This window comes from Brucella pecoris (assembly GCF_006376675.1).
In the GTDB taxonomy this organism is placed as follows: domain Bacteria; phylum Pseudomonadota; class Alphaproteobacteria; order Rhizobiales; family Rhizobiaceae; genus Brucella; species Brucella pecoris.
On record NZ_VEWK01000013.1, the window covers coordinates 79,805 to 106,423 of the forward strand.

Sequence of the window (26,619 nt, forward strand, 5' to 3'; positions counted from 1 at the left end):
CGGGGTGACCGGCGGCTTTTTTACTTTTATGCCCTTGCGATCAGCGGAAGTAATCCTGAAGCGGGCGCACTTCCAGCGATCCTGCCTTGAGCGCCGCGATGGCTTCGGCAGCAGATTCCGCTCCGGCCATGGTCGTGTAGTAAGGCAGTTTTTGCATCAGCGTTGCACGGCGGATCGACTTGCTATCGGAAACCGCGCTGGCGCTGTCGGTCGTATTGAAGACAAGATGGATCTGGCGATTGCGGATCGCATCCTCCACGTGCGGACGGCCTTCGATGACCTTGTTGATCTTGGTCGATTCGACGCCGTTGGCTTCGAGGAACTTCTGCGTTCCGCCGGTTGCCATCACCTTGAAGCCGATGCTTGCAAGCTTGCGGACTGCACCCAGCACGCGTTCCTTGTCTTCGTCACGAACCGAAACGAAAACAGTACCTTCACGCGGCAGTTCAACGCCTGCACCGAGCTGCGCCTTGGCGAAGGCCAGCGCATAGTCGTAGTCCAGGCCCATGACTTCGCCGGTGGACCGCATTTCTGGTCCGAGCAGCGTGTCGACGCCGGGGAAGCGGGCAAACGGGAACACAGCTTCCTTGACCGCGATATGCGGACGCTTGGAGGTTTCCGGTTTGCCGCCATAGGCGTTGAGTGCGTCTTCCAGGCTTTCACCGGCCATGATGCGCGCTGCAACCTTGGCAATCGGCGTGCCGATGGTCTTGGCGACGAATGGAACCGTCCGCGATGCGCGTGGATTGACTTCAAGGATGAAGATTTCATCATCCTTGATGGCAAACTGTACGTTCATCAAACCGCCGACATTGAGCGCTTTGGCGAGCGCCGCAGTCTGGCGTTCCAGTTCAGCAACGATTTCTGGCGAAAGCGTGTGGACAGGCAGCGAGCAAGCCGAGTCACCCGAATGGATGCCGGCTTCTTCGATGTGCTCCATGATGCCGGAAACATAGCTGTCCTTGCCGTCGCACAGGCAGTCTACGTCCACTTCGATGGCCTGCGTCAGGTAGGTGTCGAAGAGAAGCGGATTCTTGCCGAGCAGCGTGTTGATCTGGCCTGTCTTGTCGTTCGGGTACTTCGCCTTGATGTCTTCCGGCACCAGCTCCGGTACGGTGTCGAGCAGATAGTTCTGCAAGGAACGTTCGTCGGTGATGATCTGCATGGCGCGGCCACCCAGAACATAAGACGGGCGAACAACCAGCGGGAAACCGAGGTCAGCCGCAATGAGGCGGGCCTGTTCAACCGAATAGGCAATGCCGTTCTTCGGCTGGTTGAGATCGAGCTTGATCAAAAGCTTCTGGAAGCGGTCGCGATCTTCCGCAAGGTCGATGGCATCCGGCGAGGTGCCAAGGATCGGGATGCCCGCCTTTTCCAGTGCTGTCGCGAGCTTGAGCGGGGTCTGTCCGCCGAACTGGACGATGACGCCGTGCAGCGTGCCCTTTTCCTTTTCGACGCGCAGGATTTCCAGCACATCTTCCGCCGTTAGCGGCTCGAAATAGAGGCGGTCCGACGTATCATAGTCGGTTGAAACCGTTTCCGGGTTGCAGTTAATCATGATGGCTTCGTAATCGGCATCATTGAGCGCGAAAGCCGCATGGCAGCAGCAATAATCGAACTCGATGCCCTGACCGATACGGTTCGGGCCACCGCCGAGGATGACGACCTTCTTGCGATCTGAGACTTCAGCTTCCGAACGCGGCTGGCCGACGAATGGCGTTTCATAAGTCGAGTACATGTAGGCGGTCGGCGAAGCGAATTCCGCGGCGCAGGTGTCGATGCGCTTGTAGACCGGATGCACGTCGAGATCGGCGCGTAGCTTGGCCACGTCTTCCGCGTCCTTGCCCGTCAGGCTTGCGAGGCGCGCATCGGAGAAGCCCATGGCTTTCAGCATACGCAGGTTTTCAGCGTCCTGCGGCAGGCCGTGCTCGCGGATGCGCTCTTCGGTCTTCACAATGGCTTCGATCTGCTCGAGGAACCACGGATCGATCTTGGATGCATCGTGCACCTGCTCGGTGGTCAGGCCAAGGCGCATTGCCTGTGCGACCATGCGCAGACGATCCGGCGTCGGCGTGCCGATGGCCGCACGGATCGCATTCTTCTCGTCGCCTTCCTCGATGTTCGGAATGGCGATTTCGTCAAGACCCGTCAGGCCGGTTTCAAGACCACGAAGCGCCTTCTGCAAGCTTTCCTGGAAGGTACGACCGATGGCCATGACTTCACCGACCGACTTCATGGCGGTGGTCAGGATCGGCGAGGAGCCAGGGAATTTTTCGAATGCGAAGCGCGGGATCTTGGTGACGACATAGTCAATCGACGGTTCGAACGAGGCAGGCGTTGCGCCGCCGGTGATGTCGTTGTCGAGTTCATCCAGCGTGTAGCCGACGGCAAGCTTGGCCGCAACCTTGGCAATCGGGAAGCCGGTTGCCTTGGAAGCCAGCGCCGAAGAACGCGAGACGCGCGGGTTCATTTCGATGACGATCATGCGGCCATTGGCCGGGTTGATCGCGAACTGCACGTTGGAGCCGCCGGTTTCGACGCCGATCTCGCGCAGTACCGCAATCGAGGCGTTACGCATGATCTGGTATTCTTTGTCGGTCAGCGTCAGCGCCGGTGCAACGGTGATCGAGTCGCCGGTGTGCACGCCCATCGGATCGAGGTTTTCGATCGAGCAGATGATGATGCAGTTGTCCGCCTTGTCGCGGACGACTTCCATTTCATATTCTTTCCAACCCAGAACCGACTCTTCGATCAGAACTTCGGTCGTCGGAGACGCATCCAGACCGCGTTCGATGATTTCGAAGAATTCCTGACGGTTATAGGCGATGCCGCCGCCGGTGCCGCCGAGCGTGAAGCTGGGGCGGATGATGGCTGGAAGGCCGACCACGTCGAGCGCCTGCGCGGCCTTGGCCAGCGCGTGGGTCATGTAGCGTTGTTTGCGGTCAACTTCGCCGAGCTGCCATTCGGTTTCAAGCTTGTCGAGGGCCTTGTCCAGCTCATCACCCGAATACTGAGCCTTGACTTCGGCGCGCTTGGCTTCGTGGCGCTTGCGGTCTTCGTCCTTGATTTCGGTGGCGTTTGCGAGCCTGGACTCCGGCGTGTCGAGACCGATCTTTTCCATGGCTTCACGGAAGAGCGCGCGATCTTCCGCCTTGTCGATGGCTTCGGCATTGGCGCCGATCATCTCCACATTGTAGCGCTCCAGAACGCCCATGCGGCGCAGCGACAATGCGGTGTTCAGTGCGGTCTGGCCGCCCATGGTTGGCAAGAGTGCGTCGGGGCGTTCCTTGGCGATAATCTTGGCGACGACTTCCGGCGTGATCGGCTCGATATAGGTCGCGTCCGCCAGATCGGGATCAGTCATGATCGTGGCCGGGTTGGAGTTGACGAGGATGATGCGGTAGCCTTCCTCTTTCAACGCCTTGCAGGCCTGTGTGCCCGAATAGTCGAATTCGCAAGCCTGGCCGATGACAATGGGGCCCGCGCCGATAATCAGGATCGATTTGATATCTGTACGTTTCGGCATGGGCTCATCCTGTGTTTAGCCTGCCAGAAAAGCCCGCACGGTTTACCGGCGGGTTGGCAGCGTATGAATTCTGTGGGCTAAGCGGGCCTTATAGGCAATCGATTCCGAAAGCGGAACCCCACAAATCGTTTTATTTCAAAGAAAGTGCGGGCATTCACGAAAATTCTTGCCTGCCGCGGACTTTCTCGATGGATGTTATAACCGAACCAAACCGTTCGCGCGTAGATTTCTGGCTCGCGCGGCTGATCGGCAGCACGGAGCCGTCGTTCGTCAGCAGGCTGAAACTGCCATTGGTTTTGCGCAATTCGGCAACATGGCGGTCGGCAATCCAGTGCGAACGATGAATCTGAAGCCCGCTCGTGGTGCCGACCTCTTTCACGGCATCCGAAAAGCGGAGAAGGATGAGTTCCTGCCCCCGGCTGGTGACAACCCGCGTGTAGTGATCCTCGGCGGAGAGACGCAGGATCGCACCCCGATTGCTCGGGTTCAGTCGGGCCAGCAATGGTGGTGGCGTGTCGGAAACATTTCTCGGTGCGGCTTCCAGATCACGGCGTAGCGTCATATAGGCCAGAATGCAGAACAGGGCGCTGAGTGGCAACGCGATAACGGCATTGGCGAGGATGGCGGCAATTGTGGGCGTTCTGCCAGAGAAACCCCAGTCGATGAACGCAATCCAGAGCCCGATCGGCAGAGCTGCTGCGGCCGCCCCGATCATCATGCGGGCGAAGGCGTGTCTGGCGACAGGTTCCAGAAAGGCATCAGCCAGAACGGACAACACGATTGCCGTAGACCATCCGGCAAACTGCACGGAGAGCCAGTAAAAGAAGCGAACCGCCACCGGCATGGACTGGTCTGTTCCGAACGGACCCGTAATAGTGAAGATCAGGACAACAACAATGAAGGTGCCCCACAGACGCGGCGCCCGAATAATGGTCGCCAGTTCGCGAAGCGCGAATTGCAACAGGTCGCCGGTCACGTAGTTTTCCTGCATTTGACGCCGTTTCGATTGAGCCGGGTGCAGTCTTGTTGAAAGCGATGGGAAATTCAACAGGAACCCTGCGATGAACTTCGAACCGCTTCTTCATGCACCGCTTGCCATTCAAATTCATGTTGCGACTGTCGTGGCTGCTGCGGTTATCGGACTTGTTATTTTCATGCGTTGCAAAGGCACCACGCTGCACAAGGTGCTTGGGCGACTATGGATGGTCCTGATGATTACAACTGCATTATCCAGTTTCTTCATTCACAAGATCAACCTCGTCGGCGGATTCGGTCCGATACATATTCTTTCGATACTGGTGCTGTTGGGTTGCGGGCGCGCTGTCGCCGCAGCCCGAACGGGGCAGATCGAGTCTCATCGTAAAATCATCAGAAGCATTTATCTCGGCGGTATTCTTGGGGCGGGGGGCTTTGCGTTCATGCCGGGGCGCATCATGAATGAAGTCGCTTTTCCCTATGGCTTAAGATCGCCGTTTCTCATGGTATGTCTTCTGATGGTGCTTGTTGCGGCAGTTTTTATCTATCGCAATAGAAAGAGCTTTCTTGTGCCCAAACTATTGCGAAAGAGTCTCCGTTTGTGATTGACACTGCCATTTACTTTTTATGTTGCCGTGCCAACTCTTTATGCGACAATTGCATATATAGTTTGGTGCTGCTTCGTTGAGAGCGGCACGGTGCAGGGGAGTTGGTCAATGCGCTGGCAAGGCCGTAGACAAAGCGACAATGTAGAAGATGTGCGCGGAGAACAGGGTGGAGGCGTAGGCGGCGGCTTCGGTCGCGGTGGTGGCCTTGGCGGTCCCGGCTTCCGCATCGTGCGCGGCGGGGGAATTTCCGGCATTCTCATCCTTGTGGTGATGTTCTTCGTGCTGCGTGCGGTTGGCATCGATCCGCTGCCGATCCTGTTCGGTGATGGCAGTATGGGGCCGAGCGTGACGCAGCAGGCCGGCCAATCCGGACGGACAGTTGCCGAGGGCGGCAACGTTGCCAATGACGAGACGACGCAATTTGCCCGCACGGTGCTGGCTGAGACGGAAGACGTCTGGAGCGGCATTTTCCAATCCCGCGGCCAAACTTACACACCGCCGACAATGGTGCTATTCTCTGGACAGGTTCGTTCGGCTTGCGGCTTTGCTTCTGCAGCGTCCGGTCCGTTTTATTGCCCCGGTGACCGTAAGCTCTACATCGATCTGAGCTTCTATAAGGAACTGGCAAACCGCTTCGGCGCGTCCGGTGATTTCGCGCAGGCCTATGTCCTTGCGCATGAGGTCGGTCACCATGTCCAGAACCTTCTTGGCATTCTGCCCAAGTTCAACCAGATGCGTCAGCAGATGAGTGAAGCGCAGGCCAACCAGATGTCGGTTCGCGTTGAGCTCCAGGCCGATTGCTTTGCCGGTGTGTGGGGATATTACACGGAGCAGAAGGGTATTCTTGAGACAGGCGACCTTGAAGAGGCGCTCAATGCAGCACATCAGATCGGTGACGATACGCTGCAAAAGCGCAGCCAGGGCTATGTCGTGCCGGAGAGTTTCAACCACGGCACTTCTGCTCAGCGCGCCAAGTGGTTCCAGCGCGGCTTCGATAGTGGCAAGCTGGAATCCTGCGATACGTTCAGCGGCGATGTTTAAAGTGCCTGCAACATTTTAGAAAAGGCGGTTTCGACCGCCTTTTTCTTTATACAGGGAAAGCACCCGTTCTTTTTGGCCAAACCCGGCAATATTCGTCTTGTCGTGAAATAATTTTCCAGATAAATGCTTTCGCACCGGCGCGGCCTTTTCCGATTTGCAAGCGTGACGTTCAATTTTGAGCGACGATGGCGCGCGAGTTCTCCAATCAACACAATTTATGAATGTTCCACCCTTTTTGTCGTGGAGCATATTTCAGGTGTCCCATGCATGATCCCCAGTTTGTACGGCGGGGCTTGTTACTCGTCTTTATGACACTGTTTCTCGACATTATCGGCATTGCGATCATCATGCCGGTTCTGCCCACTTTTCTCGAAGAGCTGACCGGCGCGGATATCAGCACCGCTGCCGTCGATGGCGGCTGGCTCTTGCTGGTCTATGCCGGGATGCAGTTTCTGTTCGCGCCGATGATCGGCAATCTGAGCGACCGTTTTGGGCGGCGCCCGGTTCTGCTGGCCTCGATCTTCACCTTCGCGCTCGACAACCTGATCTGCGCGCTCGCAGTCTCCTACTGGATGCTGTTTGTCGGCCGTGTGCTGGCGGGGATCAGCGGAGCAAGCTTCGCGACCGCCTCCGCCTACATCGCCGATGTTAGCGATGACAGCAATCGTGCCCGTAATTTCGGCCTGATCGGCATCGCCTTCGGTGTCGGCTTTGCACTCGGTCCGGTTCTGGGCGGTTTGCTGGGTGAATTCGGTCCGCGCGTTCCGTTTTATGGAGCGGCGTTTCTGTCGTTCATCAACTTCATTCTGGCTTATTTCCTGTTGCCGGAGACTTTGAAGCGCGAAAACCGACGCACGTTCCAGATTGCCCGGGCCAATCCGCTTGGCGCGCTCAAGCAGATGCGAAACTATCCCGGCATCGGCTGGGTAGTGCTGGTCTTCTTCCTGTTCTGGTTGGCCCACGCCGTCTATCCGTCCGTCTGGTCCTTCGTCGGTGCTTATCGCTATAACTGGAGCGAAGCCCAGATCGGCTTGTCGCTCGGGCTCTTCGGTGTCGGGGCCGCATTCGTGATGGCGCTGGTTCTGCCACGGGTTCTGCCAGTGCTCGGCGAGCGGCGCACGGCGATCACGGGTGTGCTGTTCTCCTGTCTGGGCATGATCGGCTACGCTATCGCATGGGAAGGCTGGATGGTCTATGCCGTCATCTTCCTGACGGCGCTGGAAGGCTTGGCCGATCCGCCGCTGCGCAGTATTGCGGCGGGCAAGGTTCCTCCGTCGGCGCAAGGCGAGTTGCAGGGCGCGCTGACAAGCGTGTCGAGCATCACGACCATCATCGGTCCGCTTATCTTTACGCAGCTTTTCGCCGTGTTCACCGGCATGAATGCCCCGTTCGTCTTTGCGGGCATGCCCTATGCCGTTGGTGCGGGGCTGGTCTTTCTGGCGCTGGTCATCGTGGTGGCGCGAGTGCGGCCCATGCCGTCAGCCAAGCTGTCAGAGGTTTGATCGATACGGAAAACGAAAAGGCCGGAGTTTTCACTCCGGCCTTTTACTTTGATAACTCATGCGGCGGATTTATGCAGCCTGTTCGCGCTCGGGAAGCGGCGTTTCGCCCTTCTTTTCGCGGATCAGGTTGATGAAGCGGCGGAACAGATAGTGCGAATCCTGTGGGCCGGGCGATGCTTCCGGATGGTGCTGCACGGAGAACACCGGCTTGCCGACAACGCGCAGACCGCAATTGGTGCCGTCGAAGAGCGACACATGCGTTTCCTCGACATTTTCCGGCAGCGAATCTGAATCAACTGCGAAGCCGTGGTTCATCGACACGATCTCGACTTTGCCCGTCGTGTAGTCCTTCACCGGATGGTTGGCGCCGTGATGGCCCTGATGCATTTTCTCGGTGCGTCCGCCAAGCGCGAGCGCCAGCATCTGGTGGCCGAGGCAGATGCCGAAGACCGGAAGGTCGGTTTCGACGAGCTTCTTGATGGTCGGCACGGCATATTCACCCGTTGCTGCCGGATCGCCGGGACCGTTGGACAGGAAGACGCCATCCGGGTTGTGGGCCAGAACGTCTTCAGCCGTCGCCGTTGCGGGCAGCACGGTAACCTTTGCGCCGAGGCCGGTGAGCAGGCGCAGAATGTTGCGCTTCACGCCGAAGTCGAGCGCGACCACGTGATAGTCCGGGGCACCCTGTTCACCATAGCCGTCTGCGAGTGTCCATGGCGTTTCCTTCCATGTGAGGCTCTGGCCGATGGTGACGTCCTTGGCAAGATCGAGATTTTCCAGGCCGCCCCATGCGGCAGCGCGCGCCTTGAGGGCGTCGAGATCGAACTTGCCGCTCGGATCATGCGCGATGACCGCGTTCTGCGCGCCGCGCTCGCGGATAAGCGAGGTGAGCGCACGCGTATCGATACCGGCGAGCGCAATGATGCCGCGATGCTTCAGCCAGGCATCCAGATCTTCTGTTGCGCGGAAATTCGACGGTGACGTGATGTCAGCCTTGAAGATCGCGCCGACCGCGCCGTGGCGATTGGCTGGCGTCAGGTCTTCAATGTCTTCGGCATTGGTGCCGACATTGCCGATATGCGGGAAGGTGAAGGTCACGATCTGTCCGGCATAGGACGGATCGGTCAGGATTTCTTCGTAACCGGTCAGGGCTGTGTTGAACACGACTTCGGCTTCGATCGCACCGATTGCGCCGAGGCCCTTGCCTTCGATCACTGTTCCATCGGCCAGTACGAGGACGGCGGTTCGCTTTTCAACAGTCCAGGGTGCTGTTTTCGGTGTGGTCTCTGTCATGGTCTGCACTCCTGTTTCGTTAGCCGCGCGCCAGCGTGTGCTGTTATTTCGTTACCAGTTAGTGCGTCGAACTGATGGAATCAAATCGACACCCTAACTGTTTGTTTTCGTGCATGCCGTTGTCCCAAAACCGGTTCCCACTTTTGGGCGGCATGCTTTAGGCGACACGCATCCGTGTTTCAACCAGCCACAGTGCCGTTACGGGCGGATGGCTTGAAAGATGAAGCGTCAAGGGTCATATATGCGCCAAAAGGCAGCGGGGATTTAAACCTCCCGCCGCGAGCACGTGCCGATGTCCTGCTAAGCCTTGAGCAATAGAGAAACTTGAAGGCCGGGTCAATCGTCCGAAGCCATGCTTTCCTGAAATAATGATGATAATCGTCGTATTATTATTTCACGGGATGGTGGTTCGGACAGCTCGGCGTTTCTATGCGCTTGCTGTATAGATGCACGAAACGAACAACACAGAACAAACACCGTCAGGAGAGACGTTATGCTTCGCCAGGAGATTTCCCAGGCCCTCACAACCGCGCTGAAAGCACAGGAGAAGCGTCGCACGTCGACGCTGCGCCTTATTCTGGCTGCGGTAAAGGACCGAGATATCGCCAACCGTACCGCTGGCAAGGACCCGGTCGGGGATGAAGAATTGCTGGGCATTCTCGGCAAGATGGTGAAGCAGCGCGAAGAATCCGCTCGCATCTATGAAGAAGGCAGCCGCCTTGAGCTTGCTGAAGCCGAGCGCGAGGAAATCACGATCATTACCGAGTTTCTGCCACAGCAGATGACCGAAGATGAGATCAAGCAGGCCTGCGCGGATGTGATCGCTGAAATCGGTGCCCAGGGTCTCCGTGACATGGGCAAGTGCATGGCTGTCCTGAAGGAACGCTATGCAGGCAAGATGGATTTCACCAAGGCCAGCGCCATCGTGAAATCGCTTCTGCAGTGAAAGCGTAAGGTTTAACCGCCCTTCGTTTTGTTTAGCCCCCGCTCTGGCGGGGGCTTTTTCTTGTGCTATGCATGGCAAAGACCGATCAAAAACCGGGTGTGAACCGATGAAAACAGCTTTGCTTGTCATAGACGTTCAGAACGACATCGTGGCCGGGACGGGCACGCCGGAGCGGCAACCAGCTATCGACCGTGCCCTTGATGATATTGTCATCAGACTGCGTGATTTGCGGGAGAAAGCGCATAAGGCTGGAATTCCGGCCATCATGGTGCAGCACGATGGCGGTCCGGGCGACGAGCTTGAAAAAGGCATGGCCGGATGGGAAATCCGCGAAGAACTCGCCCTGGAACCGGGAGATATTCTCGTTGAGAAGCGGAGCTGCGACTCGTTCCACGAGACGGATCTTCACACCCTTTTGCAACAGCAGGATATCTCGCACCTCGTTATAGGTGGTTGCCAGACCCAATATTGCATCGACACCACTGTCCGGCGCGCCGTTTCGCTCGGCTATGACGTCACTCTGATCGGGGATGCACACACGACGGGCGACACTGCCAGCCTGCAATTTGCGGATATCGTTGCGCACCACAATGAAACGCTGAATGGTTTCAAGGCTGGGAATGCCCGTGTGCGGGTTCGCCCTGCTGCGGATATTTCCTTTTGATATTCAACGGCATGCAGCAGCGGGTGTTGTACCTGCTGCCGCATGGTCTGACGGTCAGCTCTGCTTGACCGTCTTGAGGCGTGTATCGCTGAGGAGGCCCTGTTCTTCGAGGACGGGATAGGCCATTGAGGCGAGCAGCGAGTTGATCTGCTTGAGGTCTCGGATGGTGTCGAGATGGATGGTGCTCGTCTCGATGCTGCGGGTGGCGCCTTCACGCAGCCGGGTGAAGTGGCGCAGGCTCGTCTGCTTTTCCAGTTCGCGCAGGCGGTCCTTTTCCTGCACGAGCTGACGGGCCGTGCGGCCATCGCGCGAAACGATCACGTTGAACGCCATATGCGCATTGGCCAGAACCATGGCGTGGAAATGGCTGAGTTCCGTCCAGCCTTCCTCGGTGAATTCCAGCTTGTGATCCATCTTCTTTTGAACATGCACCAGCATGTTGCGCACGATGATGTCGCCCACCTGTTCAAGCTTCACACAGGCACCCAGCAGTTCCTGCATGCGCAATGACTCGAAGTCGGTCATCTCATGGGTTGCAAGCCGGGTCAGGTAAAGCTTGATCGCGGCATGGCGCTTGTCCACGCGGTCATCGAGGGCTTCCAGCTCATTGATCCGCACCTGATCGGGCTTTTCATAAAGCTCGATGATCCGCCGCAGCATGACTTCGATCGTGTCGCAGACGCCGACCACTTCGCGGGTTGCATTGGCGAGCGCCTGCGAGGGCCGGTCGAGAACGGCGGTATCAAGGGCGCTATATTGTTCGATCTCGATCGGCTGCTGCGAAGCAGGGCTATCCTTGCCTGCATTGAGATTAACCAGCGCTTCGGTCGCACGCAGCACGAGGCCCGAAAGCGGAATGCCGGCAATCATCACGATGACATTGAACAGGATATGCGCATTGACGACCTGCGAGACCGGATCGGCGCCAAGGAAGGCGACCGAGGGCTTGAAGGTCTGGTAAAGCACCAGCATGATGAGCGATCCGGCACCGCGCATCAAGAGATTGCCGAGCGGAACGACGCGGGTTTCAGGCGGCGCCTGGCGGGTCAGGATCGGGGCGATGATCGACGAGCCCAGATTGACGCCAAGAACCATCACCACGGCAAGCTCTGGATGGATCAGCCCGCGCGAGGCAAAGGTGGTGAGCAGGATGACGGCGGCAACGCTGGAATGAAACAGCCATGTCATCAGCGCTGCTAGCAGATAGGCTGTGATCGGATCGCCGGACAGATAGTCGACGATGACCGGCAGCAATTCGCTTTGCCGCAGCGGCTCGGTGGCCTGTCCGGTCATTTCCAGCGACATGATGAGAAGGCCGATACCGACCAGAATGCGGCCGATCTGGCGCCAGTCGCGGCGCTCGGTGGTCATGAAGATGCCGGTGCCGATGACCAGGCAGAGCGGCACCAGAAGCGTGAGGTCGTAGCTCAGGATCTTGACGACGAGGGCGGAGCCAAGCTCGCCGCCGCGCACGGCCATGAGGCCTGCGACACCGCTGACAAAACCTGAACCGACGAATGAACCGACGAGAAGCGTGACCGCTGTCGAGCTTTGCAGGGCGACAGCAAGGGCAAGGCCGAAGGCGACGGAAAGCAGCGGGTTCTGCATCTGGTTGCGCAGGCGTCTGCGCAGCCGGTCGCCATAGGCACGCTCCACCCCGGTCCGCACCATCCGCGTCGCCCAAAGCAAAAGCGCAACTGCACCGGCCAGATGCAAAAGGACCAAAGAACCATTCACGGCAAAATCCCTTCGGGTTGGAGGTGAGGGTTGTAACTTAAGGTGATTAAGCTAACGCAACAAATGAAGAAAAAATATGTTCCGGCTAATCAAATCTTCAAGAGATATGGGCTTGTTCGCAATAAAATGCAATCCATTCCCGCAGTGTCATGACGAATATATGACAGTTTTGTGACAATGCGCTTGTTTGACCGCGACATGTGATTAGCGGGGAGGGACATGCCTGCGCGATGGACTGTCGGAGCGGGGGCGCCTATATAGTCAAATATCTATATTATCGTATCATCGGCCTGCCCGTATGACCTGAAAGTGAAATCTGTAATGCGTTTTCCGCCATCCTTTCTCGATGAGATCAGAGACCGCGTCCCGATCTCGACGCTGATAGGAACGCGCGCTTCGTTCGACCGCAAGAAAAGCAATCCGCCGAAGGGTGACTTCTGGGCCTGCTGTCCGTTCCATGGCGAAAAGACGCCGAGCTTTCATTGTGAAGATCGCAAGGGCCGCTATCATTGTTTCGGTTGCGGCGTGACCGGCGATCACTTCAAGTTTCTGACCGACCTTGAAGGACTGAGTTTCCCGGAGGCGGTGGAACGTGTTGCCGATATGGCTGGCGTTCCAATGCCAGCGCGCGATCCAGAAATGGAAAAACGCGAGGCACAACGCGCCACGCTTTACGATGTCATGGAATTGGCAGCGCAATTCTTCGAAAATCAGTTGCAAAGCGCCGTCGGCGCCAAGGCGCGCGCCTATCTGCGGGATCGTGGACTTTCGACCGCGACACAGCAGTCGTTTCGCATCGGCTATGCACCGGAATCGCGCAATGCGCTGAAGGAATTTCTGGCAGGCAAAGGTGTTTCCCGCGAGCAGATCGAGGCATGTGGCCTTGTCGTGCATGGTGAAGGAATTGCCGATTCCTATGACCGTTTTCGTGATCGTGTCATGTTCCCGATCGAGGATCTACGCGGGCGGATCATCGCTTTCGGCGGGCGTGCGCTTTCTGCGGACGCTCCGGCCAAATATCTGAATTCGCCGGAAACGGAACTGTTTCACAAGGGGCGGGTGCTCTATAACGGGTTGCGGGCGCGCAAGGCCTGTCAGCCGCAAGGCGGCGAGCCTGCCAAATCGATCATTGCCGTCGAAGGCTATATGGATGTGATTGCGCTGGCGCAGGCAGGCATCCATCAGGTGGTAGCCCCGCTTGGCACGGCGCTTACCGAAGAGCAGCTCGAACTTCTCTGGCGCATCAGCCCGGAGCCCGTTCTGTGTTTCGACGGCGACGGGGCGGGGCTTCGCGCCGCCTATCGAGCCGTCGATCTGGGACTGCCTGCCTTGCAGCCGGGCAAGTCGCTGCGCTTCGCACTTCTGCCGGAAGGGCAGGACCCGGATGATCTGGTCAAGGCGGAAGGTCCGGCGGCATTTCATGTGGTCTTGCGCGATGCGAAGCCGCTGGTCGATATGGTGTGGACACGGGAAACGACGGGCGGCGTTTTTGATACGCCGGAACGCCGGGCCGAACTTGAAGCGCGCCTGCGTGAAATAACGAGCCGCATCGCGAATGAGGATATCCGGCGCCATTACAGCCAGGATATGCGCGAGCGGGCACAGGCCTTCTTCGGCCAAGGACGTCATCAGGGGCGTCAGGGGTATCAAGGCGGTGGTCAGCGCAATTCGTCTTTCAATAACAGAAATGATGGCGGACGTGGGCGCGGCGGGCCGGCTGGCGGCAATGGCCGTCTTGCATTTTCCGACAGTCTTGTCCGCTCGACGCTGGTAAAGGGCGGCAGGCCGGGCGCGGGATCACATGCCCCGTTGCGTGAAACGGCTATCGTGCTGACGCTTCTCAATCATCCGCGCCTGATCGAAGAGGACTTCGAGACGCTGGCTGCACTCGATCTGGGACACGAAGTCCTCAAGTCGCTGCATCTGGCCATGCTGGATGTGCTGGCTGCCGGTCACATGGAAGATGGCCATGCCATGCGGCGTGCATTGGTGAATGCCGGTCATGGCAACCAGATCGAAATGCTCGAACTCGTGGTGAAGGGTGCGAAACTCTGGACTGCGACAGCTCTGGCGGCCGAAGACGATGCGCGCGAGGCCCTTCGGCAGGCGCTTCACTTGCATCAGCGTGCACGCACACTACATAAGGAGCTGCGAGCCGTTGAGGCCGCGCTTGAAACAGACGAGACGGGCGAATTGTTTGCGCGTCTCAGAGATATACAAAATCAGATTTTGAAAGCTGATGCGACTGAAGCTCTGATCGACGGTTTTGGCCTGTCTTCGGGGCGCCCGCCCGGCGGTTTCTGATTCGGTTTTCCGAATCAGCTCTGCGAGAACAGCCGGAAATGCGGGGGTTGCGATCCGGAAAACGTGCTCTATCTGGCCAACGAAGAGGCTGCGACAACAAAATGATTCGCTTTTTAAGCGCGAATCAGGTGAGTCGCTCTTGACGTATGGCGTAAATGACGGAATCACGACAGTTCGAACAAGGAAAAGAACAGAAACCGGTGATATCCGAGGCTGCAGGGCGGCGAGCTGGGGCCGGGCCGGAAAAATGGCCTGGAAGGCATCGTCTGGTCGACCGCCTGATCTGCCCACAAGAAATCGGAGATGATGAAGCCCGATACCGGTGGCAAGGTTAATCCACCATTAACAGGAAATCGGCTATTCGCAGAATCAACCGACGGATTGCGACCTCGCAAAACTGTCCGAGAACTCTATATATCTTAGAAGCGACCGGGGTCGCCTGGAGAAGAACATATGGCAACGAAGGTTAAGGAAAACGAAGAAGCTGAAGTCGAGCGCGAAGGTGCCACCGACGGTCCGCTTCTCGACCTTTCTGACGATGCTGTCAAGAAGATGATCAAGCTCGCGAAGAAGCGCGGCTACGTCACCATGGACGAGCTGAACGCTGTACTGCCTTCCGAGGAAGTGACATCTGAGCAGATCGAAGACACGATGTCGATGCTATCCGATATGGGCATCAATGTCGTTGAAGACGACGAGCAGGACAACGATCGCGAAGAAAACAGCGACGACGACACGGAAGAAAGCAACGATCTGGTCGAGTCCGGCGGCACGGCTGTTGCCACCACGACGACCAAGAAAGAGCCGACCGACCGTACCGACGATCCGGTGCGCATGTATCTGCGCGAAATGGGTTCCGTCGAGCTTCTGTCGCGTGAAGGCGAAATCGCGATCGCCAAGCGCATCGAGGCTGGCCGCGAAACGATGATCGCCGGGCTTTGCGAAAGCCCGCTGACCTTCCAGGCAATCATCATCTGGCGCGACCAGTTGAACGATTCCAACATTCTGCTGCGCGAAATCATCGACCTCGAAACCACCTATGCCGGTCCGGAAGCCAAACAGGCCCCGGTGATCGAGCGCGTGGAAGAGGAAAAGCCCCGCGATGACAAGCCTCAGCGCCGTTCGCGTGACGACGACGATATTACCAATGTCGGCGGCGACATGCCTGCGGAAGAGGAAGAAGAGGACGAGGACGAAGCCAACCTGTCGCTGGCGGCCATGGAAGCCGAACTGCGTCCGCAGGTCATGGAAACGCTCGACCTCATCGCCGACACCTACAAGAAGCTGCGCAAGCTGCAGGATCAGCAGGTCGAGGGCCGTCTGGCCGCGACGGGTGAACTGTCGTCCAGCCAGGAGCGTCGCTACAAGGAACTCAAGGATCAGCTTATCAAGGCAGTGAAGTCGCTGTCGCTGAACCAGAACCGTATCGAACAGCTCGTCGAACAGCTTTACGACATCAACAAGCGTCTGGTGCAGAACGAAGGTAAGCTGCTGCGTCTGGCCGAATCCTTCGGCGTGCGCCGTGAGGAATTCCTGAAGGAATATCAGGGTCACGAGCTGGACCCGAAGTGGGTAGAGCGCGTTGGTACGCTTTCGGCCCGCGGCTGGAAAGAGTTCGCAGCCAAGGAAGCGCGCGCTATCGACCGTCTGCGTTCTGAAATCCAGATGCTGGCGACCGAAACCGCGATTTCGATCGGCGAATTCCGCCGTATCGTCAATCAGGTGCAGAAGGGCGAACGCGAAGCGACCATCGCCAAGAAGGAAATGGTGGAAGCCAACCTTCGTCTCGTTATCTCGATTGCCAAGAAGTACACGAACCGTGGCTTGCAGTTCCTCGATCTCATTCAGGAAGGCAATATCGGCCTGATGAAAGCTGTCGACAAGTTCGAGTATCGCCGCGGTTACAAGTTCTCGACTTATGCGACCTGGTGGATTCGTCAGGCGATCACCCGTTCGATTGCCGATCAGGCGCGCACTATCCGTATTCCGGTGCACATGATCGAAACGATCAACAAGATCGTTCGCACGTCGCGCCAGATGCTGCATGAAATCGGCCGTGAACCGACGCCGGAAGAACTGGCCGAAAAGCTCGCCATGCCGCTCGAAAAAGTGCGCAAGGTGCTGAAGATCGCCAAGGAGCCGATCTCGCTCGAAACGCCGGTTGGCGACGAGGAAGATTCACACTTAGGCGATTTCATCGAGGACAAGAACGCGCTTCTGCCAATCGATGCGGCCATTCAGGCCAATCTGCGCGATACGACGACCCGTGTTCTGGCATCGCTGACGCCGCGTGAAGAACGCGTTCTGCGCATGCGCTTCGGCATCGGCATGAACACCGATCACACGCTGGAAGAAGTCGGTCAGCAGTTCTCGGTTACCCGCGAACGTATCCGCCAGATTGAAGCGAAGGCTCTGCGCAAGCTGAAGCATCCGAGCCGTTCGCGTAAACTGCGTTCGTTCCTCGATAGCTAAGCGGGCCTCGATAGCGAAGCCGAACAAAACATACGGAAAGGGGAGGCGATATGTCTTTTTTGAAGCGTCTTTTCGGTGGAGGTTCTGCCTCTGAGACACCGGCAGAGCCGAAAGAGGCTGGTCGCCTTGAGCACAAGGACTTTTTGATCATTGCAACGCCTTATAGCGAGGGCGGGCAGTATCAGGTCTGCGGCGTCATTTCCAAGACGATTGGTGGCGAAGCGAAGGAATATCGTTTCGTTCGTGCCGACCGTTGCCCCGGTATCGAAGATGCCGCCAGCATTGCGCTGAACAAGGGACGGCAGATTGTGGATGAGCAGGGCGAAGCTATTTTCCGCTGAACTACCTGCAAGAAAAATTGAAAGCCGCGCATATATGCGCGGCTTTTTCTGTTTAGAGGTTAATGCGGGTGGCACACCATGGCGACCATTTTGCGCACGACGGGCAGAATGGCGAGGAGGACCGGAAAGGCGACCGCCCAGGAGAGAGCCCATGCAGTCATCCAGCTCGATGCGAGATCGGGATGGGTAGCGCCAAGGCTCTTGGCGGTCGCAATCAATGAGACGATGAACGTCATCATGATCGATAGAATGAAAGGCATCACAATAGATGCATAGCGTGCTGGCAGCTTTCTGCGGCGTGCGCATTCAAACTGAGACATGTGTATTCCTGAATATTATGCGGGGAAGACGCAACGAAACATCAATGCGAATTGCCGTTCCCGGCCAGATTGATGCGTTGCCTAACGTAAGACGCTTACGGTCATGATGATGACTTGGGTCTAATAACCCGATAAGGATCGGATATCAAGTGTTCTGAAATGGCGGCGATTTGTCCATGCCATTCCCGACATAATTCCATTATACGCTGCATCATGAACGACAAACCATTCTGGCGCACCAAGACCTTGAACCAGCTCACCCGCAGCGAGTGGGAGAGCCTGTGTGACGGTTGTGGCCAATGCTGCCTGCATAAATTGCTCGATGACGACACCGACGAGATTTACTGGACGAGCGTAGCCTGCACGCTGCTCAATCCGGATAGCTGCCAGTGCCGTGATTACCCGAACCGGAAGAAGACGGTGCCGGACTGCGTTTTTCTGACACCGGAAATCGTTGATGAGGTGAACTGGCTGCCTGTAACCTGTGCATACCGTCTGGTTGCCGAAGGCTCGGATCTCTATTGGTGGCATCCGCTTGTTTCAGGTTCGCCTGAAACGGTGCACGAGGCTGGCATCTCCGTTCGCGGCAAGGTCACGGCTTTCGATCACGATCTGGAAGATGAGGACGACTATATCGACCATATGGTGATGCCGAGCCACCGATGATGGTTCGCTTGCGTTTTTCAAACATTGCGTAAATTTAATCTGCGGTGCGAATATCGCGGCGCGGTTTTAGTGGCACTGTAATATATTGTTTTAATTGAATTTATTTGGATAGCGTTTGGGTATGCGCTTTGCTTTAGGGGAAGCTGAACGGCACATGAACGTGAGTTTTTCATTCTGTTCATCTATCGGGCGCTACTTCTTGGGTGTCTCAGGCAAGACCTGAAAACAAATTGAAAGAGGTTCAAAGATGTCTGCTATTTCGCTCAAGTCGTTCGTCGTAACCGCCGCTCTTGGTGTTGCCGCCATCTTCACGACGGCAGCTTCGGCCAGCGCCGCATCGCCGGTTGTTGCTCCAGCCATCAGCACGTCGGCAAGCTCTGCCATCGTGAATGTCGACTACAGAGGCTATCACCATGGCCGTCCAGCCTATCGCGGCCGTGCCTGCTCCATTGAAGGCGCCAAGATGAAGGCCAATCGCATGGGCATCCGCAATGCGCGCGTCGTCTATCGCGGCAAGTCAGTTCAGGTTCGCGGCTTCCGTCACGGTCGTCCTGCCGGTGTCGTGTTCGCAAATGTGCGTGGCTGCCCGATCATTCGCTAAGAGGCCTGTACACGTATCAAAAGCCCCGGACTGATTGCTCAGGCCGGGGCTTTTCTTTGCTCGACAGACAAAAGAAAAGGGGCGCTGGTGTGCCCCTTCGCAATTCCCAATTGGGTTGCCGCTATTCCTTGATCTCGAAAACGACATTGACCGAAACGTTGTAGCTGTTCTCGCCGGCTGCGACAGGCACGGCATCTTCCGGTGCTCCCGCAGCCATGGTCTTGAACTGGGCGCGGGCGATCGGCATCGGCATGGGTGGACGGCTCTGTTCGTTGATCTCGATGACGCGACCAACGCCTACACCGGCAGCATCGGCAAGGGTCTTTGCCTTGGCGATGGCATCGGCAACGGCGCGTTTGCGCGCTTCATTGATCGTGGCGGACGGGTTGTCGTTGACGAAGCTCAGATCGCCGCCCTGATTGACGCCGAGCGTAACGGATTCATCGAGCACGTTTCCGACCTTGGCCAGATCGCGCACGCGCACCGTCAGGCTGTTTGAAACCGTGTAACCGGTGATGCTTGGCTCTTTCAGGCCATTCTTGTCATCAGGATAGACGTAGCGCGGCTGAATGCTGATGCCGCCGGTCTGCAGATCACGGTCTTCAATACCGGCTTTCTTCATGGCTTCGAGCACTTTTGCCATGGCTTCGTTGTTGGCAGTCATGGCTTCGCGAGCGGTCTTCGCCTCGCGCAGCACAGAGAGATTGAGGATGGCCATATCGGGCGAGGCAGTCATGGTGCCTTCGCCGGTGACGGCGATACGCGCAGGCTGCTTCGTCATCTGATTCTCCTGTGCCAGAGCTGGCAGCGTCAGAGCGCCTGCGAGCATGATTGCAGAAAATGAGGTTGCAAGAAGAGTGGTAGCGCGGTTGTTCATAAAATCTCCTGTAGAGAAAGTTGAGGCAGCTTTGGCGGAGCTGGTCGTGCCGACAAGGTTGACCGCTTTACCATTGAAATCATTTATTTCTTAAGTTCCCTCTTATGTCTGAAGCCAACGATATCAGATTCGGAATGCGTGCCAATTGCAACTGCCGGTTCAAATCAGAAACACCGTGGTTCTAGGTTGCATGCATCGCAACTGAATATGTGCGCATTAGGGCAACTGATGCATTTGACAGCTTGTATCCCGGCTTTCTTTAGGGTAGGGCAAGGATGCGTGGGGCCTGTAGCTCAATTGGTTAGAGCCGGCGGCTCATAACCGCTTGGTTGGGGGTTCGAGTCCCTCCGGGCCCACCATTCTTATTCTAAGTCACTGTTTTTTATTGCGGTGCGGGGCATCTGGGATTTGGGTGCGGGATTTTTCGTCCTCTATTTGTTCGGAAACCCGCCTTGATGACCTGATGCCTAACCGTGCCCTGTCAGCGTTCTTGGTGTAAAGCTCTGCCTGTTTCAGATTGGTCCAGCCGTACTGAGCCATTAGCTCGTGCGCACCTGCTCCGGCGTTGGCGGCAAGGGTTGCAGACAGTTTGCGCAGCCCGTGGGCATTCAGGGGAAGGCCAGCTTCGCGGCACTTCTCACCGAACCAATTCCCGAACCCTTCTTTCACGAACGGCTTGCCATACTCGGTAACGAGAAATGCCAAATCACCCGTTGGCGTATTCTCGATAACGGCCATGAGGGATTGCGGGAACTCAACGGTGATGACGGCCCCGGTCTTTTCAGTGCGCATCGTGAATATGTTTCCCGCCATGTGCTGGCGTCCTGCATGCACGATGTCAGAGCGCCGAAGGCCAGAATGAATTAATAGTTCGCAGGCGAGGCGGGGCTTTGTGCCTACCGGCCACCGTTCACAGAACTTTTGATAATCAGCTATCGACCAAGCTTTGAACCCTTCGGACTTATAACGGACGCGCTCAACATCGTCGGTGGGATTGACCGCAACATGGTCGTTTAGCTTCGCCCATGTAAAAAGGGCCTTCATCGCCTTCAGGAAGTTGTTTGCGAGCGCCGGACGGTCGGCACGGGCATCAATGGCCGCAATGATGGAACGCTTGTCTATGAGCCGGAAATCGGCGTTCTGCGATTTATCCAGCGCATCCTTGAAGAAGTTTTCCTGCTGCCGTCTCGTAGCCGCAGAATAGCTTTTCCACTTTGCGCTTTCCCTATATCGGTCAACAAGCCACCGCAAAGACTGCGCGGGGGCTTCTGGCGCTCTTGGTCGTAATTGGACGCCAGCCAACGCTTTCGCGTAAGCTAAGTCAAATTCAGCGCTATCGGGATCGGGTGGGAGCCGTACACGAGCGCCCTTGCCGCGCCGGAAGTACAGTTTAACCGTACCGTGGCGCGACACTTCTTTGACAACATGCTTTGGCAGTTTCTTGGGCATGGCGTTCACTAAAGCGGAATAATTTGCGGTTGAACAGTCTGTTTGTTGGATTGGTCGTCGTCATCAGGACTGACGCGATAAGTCCTGTCGCCTATCTCAACCTCAACTTTTACACGCTCCCGCTTGGCGATAGTTGCCATGCGCCGAAGATCAGCCTGCTTAATTGCAGCTCTTTTTGTCATCGGTCATACCTCTGCTTGTAAACTCGGTCAGCATGCTTGGAACAAGCCAGCGCCAGCCACTGCCAGAAGCGGTTACGGAATGAATAGAGGAGCATCATTGATCGGCCCTCCGCTGTTCAATCGCCATGTTGAAGCCCTCTTTAATCTGATGGATGTGGCGCTTCGCTTGATGGCCGATGTACATGAAGTCGGAGATTTCATTATCCGACAGATACCAATGGTTCGTGTCGCCGGTTACCTCGGCGTGATCCTGATCAAATCGCGAATGTAGAATATTCATCAGGATCGATATGGCGTTCTCTGCATCGCAAATCGGGTTTTCCAGAGCAAAGAGCGCGTCAGGCTGCTTCTTCTCATTCACTCGCATGTGACCGCTCCATAGTTCTGAATGCCTGCCAGATAGCCCATAGCGGCCCGTATCATGCGTTCGGCGGCTTCCGATCCGTAAACGCCGTTGCTGTCAGCCATAGCGATCTGCAAGGCTTTCAAAGCGCCCTGACGGGTCCATGCTGGTTGTGTCCAGTTACAGAGAACTTCGAGCGGCGGGCCATAAGAAACCTCTGCATAAGCCTGCGCCTCGTCATTGCCCTGCGGCGCATTCTTGTTGAAGTCATCCAGACCAGCCAAATAGGCGTCAATCGCTTCAAGCAGTGGATCATATGACGGCTGTGTATTCGTGGCCTGTAAGCCCACCATGGCGCGGTGGGTGCTGATTGGCCCAAAAAGTACCGGGCAGCTTACCGACCGACTGCGCGGCGTGATTGCGGCCATCATCGTACCGTCTGCATATTCGTCCAGAGCATCGCAAAGCTCATAGGAGAGGCGCGTTACTCGGTCGATGGGGCGCTCATTTTTCGGCATACCTTCGGCGGTTGCCTGACTTGGTTGTGTCGGCATTGCTATTCTCCGAATTGATTGAAATAGGCGCTTAGAGCGGTGCGCCGTCCTTGATCCAATCCTCGACAATCCCGTCGATCAGATCGGCAACGTTGTATTGGTTGATCGTGGCAAGCGCCGCATAGAGGACGAAATCCTGATCGTCAGGCGTCAGAACATCATATTCTGGAACGCGACCGCCATTGCCGAGCGCTATGCTCAGATCGTCGTCATCGGAAAGCGCCAAGCCCAAGGCAACGACTTTACGCACCACAGGGGCAAGGCGTCCCGGATTAACCGGGATACCAAAGGCGGGGTGAACAACCGTCATTGCTCGCCCCCATTCGATACCTTCATGTATGCAAGGAAAGAAATCGCGACGGGGTCATTTTTTGCAGCTTTGGCTACTGCGCACTCTTCCAAGGTCATACCAGACGGCATACCCTCGAAAAGGGTCGAGACTAAAGCAAGAGCCTCAAGCTCCCTCTCTGCCCGCTCAACACCATCATCAAGCATGTCGGCGGCGGCATCCAGACCGATGATAAAATCCTCATTGGTCGCATTTGGATAGCGCTCGAAAGCGAGTTTTTCCAAGGCTTCCATGCTGATGCGGTTTTCTACCGCCAGTTCAGCAATAGCCATCTGGGTTTCGGTTAATCGTGCAGATGTCATGTGTTTCTCCATCGGGCAAATCGCCCGTGGAGACAGTAATAATCCGTTCACGGATATTCCGTCAAGCTAAATAATCCGCGAACGGATTAGAATGTGATTGGCTTGTTCGGATAAACCCAATCAATCGGAGCAAACCATTCGACTTCTCGGTTGATAAGATCGTGTGAATTTTCGCTTGAAAGCGTCCACTTTCCGGGTGCCTCGCCGTGTCGAAGCTTGCGAAGATAGGTCGGGCCGTCCTTCACTTTTATTAAGCCGCGATACCCGGCAGCATCATTCGGATCGATTGTGGCTGAATAATAGATGTACGTTCCAGCCGAATACATTGGCTCAAGAGCACCGGGTTGCACCGTCAAAGCCCTAGTTTTCTCGGTAAAACCCGCAGGTTTTGGCACCCATGTCTCTTCATTGCGCTCAAACATCGCGACGATCTGGCGATCTGCCATAACGGTCCCTGACGCGGGCATCATGTCATTGGCAGATGTCCACCCCATTCTCGCATTGAACAGGTCAGACAAAGCATCTCTATGATGCCCTTCTGGCTCTGTTCCCTTGGTCCAGCGATTAACCGTTGATTGGGAAACGCCGAGTTCCTCCGCAAGCTTGGCTTGCGTCCATTCGGGTGTCGATAAAAGTACAGCGATTTTTTGAGCTATTTTCATGCCGCGATAATATCCGCCAACGTATTAACAATCTACTTCCGTTTGCGGATATTTGTAATTGACGAATAATCCGCGAACGGATAAATTGGCGGCATGCAACAGATACTTTTCCTCCGACATAAGATATTCAAGGCCAACCAAGCGGAATTTGCTCGGATGGCCCAAGTCAGTCAAGCGACTGTCTCGCGTTGGGAAAACGGGGAAGGCTCCCCGTCTCTCGAAAACATCATTGCACTTCGGCAGGCCGCTGCCCGAAAGGGGATCGCCTGGGATCATGAATGGCTTTTCTCGCCTCCATCCGATGAGGTGTCGGCATGAGCGAGTTCGTCACCGATGATGGTGAAGTACTCGACTATGCCACGGCGAAGGCCAAAGCAAAGTCCAACATTGCCACCTTCAAATTCGAACTTCTGGAGACAGTTCGCGGTGACCCCAGGTTGAGTGCAGCGCCATGCGAAGCCGTTATCGGTGTTCTCATCTCGTTTCTTTCGGTGGATGAGAAATCGCTAAAGCCGACGTTGGTCTATGCCTCAAGCATTACAATCATGGCGAAGACCAATATCAAGACGAAGCTATCAGCGAGAAAGGCGCGAAAGCTTCTCGAAGAGCAGGGGTATCTGGTCAGGAAAGGCACAACAGCTAGCGGCTGTGAACTTTATCAGGTCTGCAACCCCCATGTCGAACGTGTAAAAATGCACATTCAAGCAAAAGCAGAAAAGCTCAAGGAAGATGCGGCAGCGGCCCGTGAGGAATATCGGAGGAAGAAGGCCCTCAAGCTTCACAGGGGGTCAACGAATGACCCCACGGAAAATGACGAGGGGGTTATTAATTGTCCCCACAGGGGGGCAACGAATGACCCCAATATCGTAGAGCACTACCGTGGAAAGGCTAGCATAGAAGAGGAGCAATTCCTTTCTGCCTATGGAGAGGAGGACAATCAGTGTCAGCCTTTACCTGTTCCGGCCTCGCAGGAAGAACTTGAGCACATGATGACGGAAATTTGCTCCGGCGTCTCAATATCTCCAGCGGTCACATCGTATTTGAGACGAATGCTTCTGGCCGGTGAACTCACCCCGGCGATTATCACCCAGCAACGGGCTTTCGCGGAAAGGCATGTAGCATGAAGCAGCTCGACCTATTCGAATGGGCTTCAGCGAGGCCCACCGCGCAAATCATCAACTGGATACCGCACCTCGCTAAAAGAATGTGGGAAGAGCGGAATATTCCTATCCAACCGCAGCAGGCAACCGTCATGGATTTTCGGGCCACGATCTATCAGTCCGAAGAAAGGAAACGCGCATGATTGTGAGTAAGCATCCAGATGGTGGTTATTGCGTCATGAACGGCGCTTCCATCGTCGCAGGCCCTTTCGAAACAAACTCGGACGCATGGCGCGCCCTGGATCGTCTGGAAGGTGATCCGATTAATCCGGCAGAGAAGAAATCGGAATGGATCGCCAGCAAGATAATCGGAGGTGCCGCATGAGCCAGATCATGAACATCAAGACCGATGAGATATTCATCGTCGGCAACCGCCGCCCACTTAATCAGGATGCTGTTGCTCGATTGGCAGACAGTATCAGTAATATCGGGCTTCAGACGCCAATTACCGTTCGTTTAACTGATGTGCTAGACCCGGAGGACGGGGAATACACTCGCGCCTTTGTATTGATCACAGGGCATCACAGGCTTGAAGCTTACAAGGTTCTCGGCCTTGATCGTATTCCCGCGATCATTCGCAACTGCGATGAAATTGAAGCCCAGCTTTGGGAAATTGCTGAGAACCTTCACCGTGCCGAACTGACTGCTCTTGAGCGTGATGAGCAGGTTGCGAAGTGGATCGAGTTGAGCACTGAAAGAATTTCGTCTCAAGTTGAAACGAAAATCGAAAGAGGCAGGCCGGAAGGCGGCGTCAGTGCTGCCGCTCGTGACCTGAACATTTCCAAGCCTGATGCTCACCGCGCCGTCAAAGTTGCCAGCCTTTCCGAGGAAGCCAAGGAAGCCGCTCGCGAAGTTGGGCTTGATAACAACCGATCCGTATTGCTGAACGCCTCCAAAGAGGAAGACCCAGCGAAACAGGTTGAAGTCATCAAACAGAAGGCCGAACGTAAGAGCCTCAAGCAGCAAGTGGACGATGCATCATTCGCGGCAAGGGATGCAAAGGCAACGGCTGACGATTTTAATCGCCAGCTACAAGAATTGCGCAAGGAACTCGCCAAGCTTCGCGACGACAACGACACCCTGAGACACGAGCTTGCCTATGCCAGAAGCGGCACAACCGCCAAGCCTGACGACATCAGCCAAGAGCATTTCGACAGCATGGTAAAAGCGATGCTGGCATATCGTGAGGCTATGCGCATATCAAGCGAGAAGCCTTCTAATCTATCGCCACGTTCCGACGAATATCGACTTTCCAAGGATAGTGTCCTGCAAGCGCAGAGCAACTTGTGGAATTCATTCTTCCCTGACGACGAGGAGGAACACGCATGACCGAGCAAACCAATCCCCGCGTGACCGAGGCTGCCCGTTGGCTGGCGACGACACCGACAGACCAGAAGCCTCACCCTATCATTCCGGCGCTCCGTCGGCGGTTTGGCCTAACGATGCTGGAAGCCACCCTTGCCGCAGCGGAAAGCGTCCTTATCCAAGCGAGGGCAAATTGATCAGGAGGACCAGCAGCGAACGCCCCAGGACGGCAGCAGAGCGTCAGCGTGATTGTCGCGCCCGTCAACGCCGTGGTGATGTGATATTCCCTCTCGCGCTTCCTGGTGAAGCCGTCAGAGATTTCCTCATCGAAACCGGACATCTGAAGGAATGGGACGATGACGATCCGGAGCGGGTCAAGGAGGCTCTAGAAGTCGCCTTCCGGGATTATGTCACGCGTGACGGGTCGTGACGATGCGGGG

General features: G+C 56.3%; 31 protein-coding genes and 1 tRNA gene. 18 read left to right on the forward strand and 14 right to left on the reverse strand.

Going from position 1 to position 26,619, the window contains the following annotated elements; all coding sequences use genetic code 11:
- Positions 1–40 precede the first annotated feature (40 nt).
- Both carB and FIB18_RS20450 read right to left on the reverse strand, forming a co-directional pair.
- Positions 41–3,526, reverse strand: coding sequence for a carbamoyl-phosphate synthase large subunit (gene carB / locus FIB18_RS20445; RefSeq protein WP_140022460.1), 3,486 nt, complete (start codon positions 3,524–3,526; stop codon positions 41–43).
- A 154-nt stretch (positions 3,527–3,680) separates the two neighbouring features.
- Entirely contained in the window at positions 3,681–4,502 is an 822-nt protein-coding gene (locus FIB18_RS20450) for a LytTR family DNA-binding domain-containing protein (protein ID WP_407921870.1), read from the reverse strand.
- 85 nt (positions 4,503–4,587) lie between these two features.
- Here FIB18_RS20450 and FIB18_RS20455 point away from each other — a divergent pair, with 85 nt between their 5' ends.
- Positions 4,588–5,106: a DUF2306 domain-containing protein gene (locus FIB18_RS20455; protein WP_140022462.1), complete on the forward strand. Its 519-nt coding sequence runs from the start codon at positions 4,588–4,590 to the stop codon at positions 5,104–5,106.
- 111 nt (positions 5,107–5,217) lie between these two features.
- Complete coding sequence (ypfJ, locus tag FIB18_RS20460) at positions 5,218–6,150, forward strand: KPN_02809 family neutral zinc metallopeptidase (protein WP_140022463.1); 933 nt, start codon at positions 5,218–5,220, stop codon at positions 6,148–6,150.
- A gap of 15 nt (positions 6,151–6,165) precedes the next feature.
- On the opposite strand, the gene FIB18_RS20465 is transcribed toward ypfJ, so the two are convergent.
- Positions 6,166–6,399 carry a hypothetical protein gene (locus tag FIB18_RS20465; RefSeq protein WP_140022464.1) on the reverse strand — a complete coding sequence of 78 codons (234 nt, stop codon included), beginning with the start codon at positions 6,397–6,399 and terminating at the stop codon, positions 6,166–6,168.
- A 14-nt stretch (positions 6,400–6,413) separates the two neighbouring features.
- On the opposite strand from FIB18_RS20465, the gene FIB18_RS20470 reads away from it, so the two are divergent.
- Complete coding sequence (locus tag FIB18_RS20470; protein WP_140022465.1) at positions 6,414–7,652, forward strand: TCR/Tet family MFS transporter; 1,239 nt, start codon at positions 6,414–6,416, stop codon at positions 7,650–7,652.
- A gap of 69 nt (positions 7,653–7,721) precedes the next feature.
- Here FIB18_RS20470 and carA read toward each other — a convergent pair whose 3' ends face one another.
- Entirely contained in the window at positions 7,722–8,945 is a 1,224-nt protein-coding gene (gene carA / locus FIB18_RS20475) for a glutamine-hydrolyzing carbamoyl-phosphate synthase small subunit (RefSeq protein WP_140022466.1), read from the reverse strand.
- Positions 8,946–9,438: 493 nt separating this feature from the next.
- Here carA and FIB18_RS20480 point away from each other — a divergent pair, with 493 nt between their 5' ends.
- Positions 9,439–9,891, forward strand: a complete 453-nt coding sequence (locus FIB18_RS20480) for a GatB/YqeY domain-containing protein (protein ID WP_105542295.1) — start codon at positions 9,439–9,441, stop codon at positions 9,889–9,891.
- Positions 9,892–9,997: 106 nt separating this feature from the next.
- The gene (locus FIB18_RS20485) at positions 9,998–10,555 is read left to right on the forward strand and encodes a cysteine hydrolase family protein (protein ID WP_140022467.1); all 558 of its coding nucleotides are present in this window, start codon (positions 9,998–10,000) and stop codon (positions 10,553–10,555) included.
- Between the two features lie 54 nt (positions 10,556–10,609).
- On the opposite strand, the gene FIB18_RS20490 is transcribed toward FIB18_RS20485, so the two are convergent.
- Positions 10,610–12,292 carry a Na/Pi cotransporter family protein gene (locus tag FIB18_RS20490; RefSeq protein WP_140022468.1) on the reverse strand — a complete coding sequence of 561 codons (1,683 nt, stop codon included), beginning with the start codon at positions 12,290–12,292 and terminating at the stop codon, positions 10,610–10,612.
- A gap of 321 nt (positions 12,293–12,613) precedes the next feature.
- Here FIB18_RS20490 and dnaG point away from each other — a divergent pair, with 321 nt between their 5' ends.
- The 3 genes from dnaG to FIB18_RS20505 all read left to right on the forward strand — a co-directional run bounded on the left by dnaG (position 12,614) and on the right by FIB18_RS20505 (position 17,409).
- Entirely contained in the window at positions 12,614–14,596 is a 1,983-nt protein-coding gene (gene dnaG / locus FIB18_RS20495; RefSeq protein WP_140022469.1) for a DNA primase, read from the forward strand.
- A gap of 453 nt (positions 14,597–15,049) precedes the next feature.
- A complete protein-coding gene (rpoD, locus tag FIB18_RS20500) occupies positions 15,050–17,068 on the forward strand; it encodes an RNA polymerase sigma factor RpoD (protein WP_140022470.1) in 2,019 nt (672 codons plus the stop codon).
- A gap of 50 nt (positions 17,069–17,118) precedes the next feature.
- A complete protein-coding gene (locus tag FIB18_RS20505) occupies positions 17,119–17,409 on the forward strand; it encodes an HlyU family transcriptional regulator (protein WP_140022471.1) in 291 nt (96 codons plus the stop codon).
- Positions 17,410–17,468: 59 nt separating this feature from the next.
- Here FIB18_RS20505 and FIB18_RS20510 read toward each other — a convergent pair whose 3' ends face one another.
- The gene (locus FIB18_RS20510; protein ID WP_140022472.1) at positions 17,469–17,729 is read right to left on the reverse strand and encodes a DUF2798 domain-containing protein; all 261 of its coding nucleotides are present in this window, start codon (positions 17,727–17,729) and stop codon (positions 17,469–17,471) included.
- A gap of 213 nt (positions 17,730–17,942) precedes the next feature.
- Here FIB18_RS20510 and FIB18_RS20515 point away from each other — a divergent pair, with 213 nt between their 5' ends.
- Positions 17,943–18,395, forward strand: a complete 453-nt coding sequence (locus FIB18_RS20515; RefSeq protein WP_140022473.1) for a YcgN family cysteine cluster protein — start codon at positions 17,943–17,945, stop codon at positions 18,393–18,395.
- Between the two features lie 247 nt (positions 18,396–18,642).
- Positions 18,643–18,996, forward strand: coding sequence for an antifreeze protein (locus FIB18_RS20520; protein ID WP_140022474.1), 354 nt, complete (start codon positions 18,643–18,645; stop codon positions 18,994–18,996).
- A 121-nt stretch (positions 18,997–19,117) separates the two neighbouring features.
- On the opposite strand, the gene FIB18_RS20525 is transcribed toward FIB18_RS20520, so the two are convergent.
- The gene (locus FIB18_RS20525; protein ID WP_140022475.1) at positions 19,118–19,873 is read right to left on the reverse strand and encodes an SIMPL domain-containing protein; all 756 of its coding nucleotides are present in this window, start codon (positions 19,871–19,873) and stop codon (positions 19,118–19,120) included.
- 282 nt (positions 19,874–20,155) lie between these two features.
- Between FIB18_RS20525 and FIB18_RS20530 the strand changes: the two genes are divergently transcribed.
- Positions 20,156–20,232, forward strand: a tRNA-Ile gene (locus FIB18_RS20530).
- Positions 20,233–20,245: 13 nt separating this feature from the next.
- On the opposite strand, the gene FIB18_RS20535 is transcribed toward FIB18_RS20530, so the two are convergent.
- The 7 genes from FIB18_RS20535 to FIB18_RS20560 form a co-directional block, all read right to left on the reverse strand.
- Positions 20,246–21,322: a tyrosine-type recombinase/integrase gene (locus tag FIB18_RS20535; RefSeq protein ID WP_140022476.1), complete on the reverse strand. Its 1,077-nt coding sequence runs from the start codon at positions 21,320–21,322 to the stop codon at positions 20,246–20,248.
- A gap of 8 nt (positions 21,323–21,330) precedes the next feature.
- Complete coding sequence (locus tag FIB18_RS25025; protein ID WP_168436433.1) at positions 21,331–21,504, reverse strand: hypothetical protein; 174 nt, start codon at positions 21,502–21,504, stop codon at positions 21,331–21,333.
- Positions 21,505–21,598: 94 nt separating this feature from the next.
- Positions 21,599–21,871 (reverse strand): hypothetical protein, encoded by a 273-nt coding sequence (locus tag FIB18_RS20540; protein ID WP_140022477.1) that lies wholly within the window; start codon positions 21,869–21,871, stop codon positions 21,599–21,601.
- Complete coding sequence (locus FIB18_RS20545) at positions 21,862–22,401, reverse strand: hypothetical protein (RefSeq protein WP_140022478.1); 540 nt, start codon at positions 22,399–22,401, stop codon at positions 21,862–21,864. The genes FIB18_RS20540 and FIB18_RS20545 overlap by 10 nt, the downstream gene beginning before the upstream one ends.
- Before the next feature lie 31 nt (positions 22,402–22,432).
- Positions 22,433–22,711: a hypothetical protein gene (locus FIB18_RS20550; RefSeq protein ID WP_140022479.1), complete on the reverse strand. Its 279-nt coding sequence runs from the start codon at positions 22,709–22,711 to the stop codon at positions 22,433–22,435.
- Positions 22,708–23,052, reverse strand: a complete 345-nt coding sequence (locus FIB18_RS20555; RefSeq protein WP_140022480.1) for a hypothetical protein — start codon at positions 23,050–23,052, stop codon at positions 22,708–22,710. Before FIB18_RS20555 ends, FIB18_RS20550 begins: the two co-directional genes overlap by 4 nt.
- An 86-nt stretch (positions 23,053–23,138) precedes the next feature.
- Positions 23,139–23,714 (reverse strand): helix-turn-helix domain-containing protein, encoded by a 576-nt coding sequence (locus tag FIB18_RS20560; RefSeq protein WP_140022481.1) that lies wholly within the window; start codon positions 23,712–23,714, stop codon positions 23,139–23,141.
- 93 nt (positions 23,715–23,807) lie between these two features.
- Between FIB18_RS20560 and FIB18_RS25475 the strand changes: the two genes are divergently transcribed.
- The 7 genes from FIB18_RS25475 to FIB18_RS20590 are packed head-to-tail and all read left to right on the forward strand — an operon-like array spanning position 23,808 to position 26,609.
- The gene (locus FIB18_RS25475) at positions 23,808–24,032 is read left to right on the forward strand and encodes a helix-turn-helix domain-containing protein (RefSeq protein ID WP_140022482.1); all 225 of its coding nucleotides are present in this window, start codon (positions 23,808–23,810) and stop codon (positions 24,030–24,032) included.
- Positions 24,029–24,838 (forward strand): hypothetical protein, encoded by an 810-nt coding sequence (locus FIB18_RS20570; protein WP_140022483.1) that lies wholly within the window; start codon positions 24,029–24,031, stop codon positions 24,836–24,838. The genes FIB18_RS25475 and FIB18_RS20570 overlap by 4 nt, the downstream gene beginning before the upstream one ends.
- Positions 24,835–25,017 carry a hypothetical protein gene (locus tag FIB18_RS20575; protein WP_140022484.1) on the forward strand — a complete coding sequence of 61 codons (183 nt, stop codon included), beginning with the start codon at positions 24,835–24,837 and terminating at the stop codon, positions 25,015–25,017. Before FIB18_RS20570 ends, FIB18_RS20575 begins: the two co-directional genes overlap by 4 nt.
- The gene (locus FIB18_RS20580) at positions 25,014–25,199 is read left to right on the forward strand and encodes a hypothetical protein (protein ID WP_029924523.1); all 186 of its coding nucleotides are present in this window, start codon (positions 25,014–25,016) and stop codon (positions 25,197–25,199) included. The genes FIB18_RS20575 and FIB18_RS20580 overlap by 4 nt, the downstream gene beginning before the upstream one ends.
- Positions 25,196–26,203: a ParB/RepB/Spo0J family partition protein gene (locus FIB18_RS20585; protein WP_158295721.1), complete on the forward strand. Its 1,008-nt coding sequence runs from the start codon at positions 25,196–25,198 to the stop codon at positions 26,201–26,203. Before FIB18_RS20580 ends, FIB18_RS20585 begins: the two co-directional genes overlap by 4 nt.
- The gene (locus tag FIB18_RS25030) at positions 26,200–26,376 is read left to right on the forward strand and encodes a hypothetical protein (protein WP_168436441.1); all 177 of its coding nucleotides are present in this window, start codon (positions 26,200–26,202) and stop codon (positions 26,374–26,376) included. Before FIB18_RS20585 ends, FIB18_RS25030 begins: the two co-directional genes overlap by 4 nt.
- Positions 26,373–26,609 carry a hypothetical protein gene (locus tag FIB18_RS20590; RefSeq protein WP_140022486.1) on the forward strand — a complete coding sequence of 79 codons (237 nt, stop codon included), beginning with the start codon at positions 26,373–26,375 and terminating at the stop codon, positions 26,607–26,609. The genes FIB18_RS25030 and FIB18_RS20590 overlap by 4 nt, the downstream gene beginning before the upstream one ends.
- The last annotated feature ends 10 nt before the right edge of the window (positions 26,610–26,619 follow it).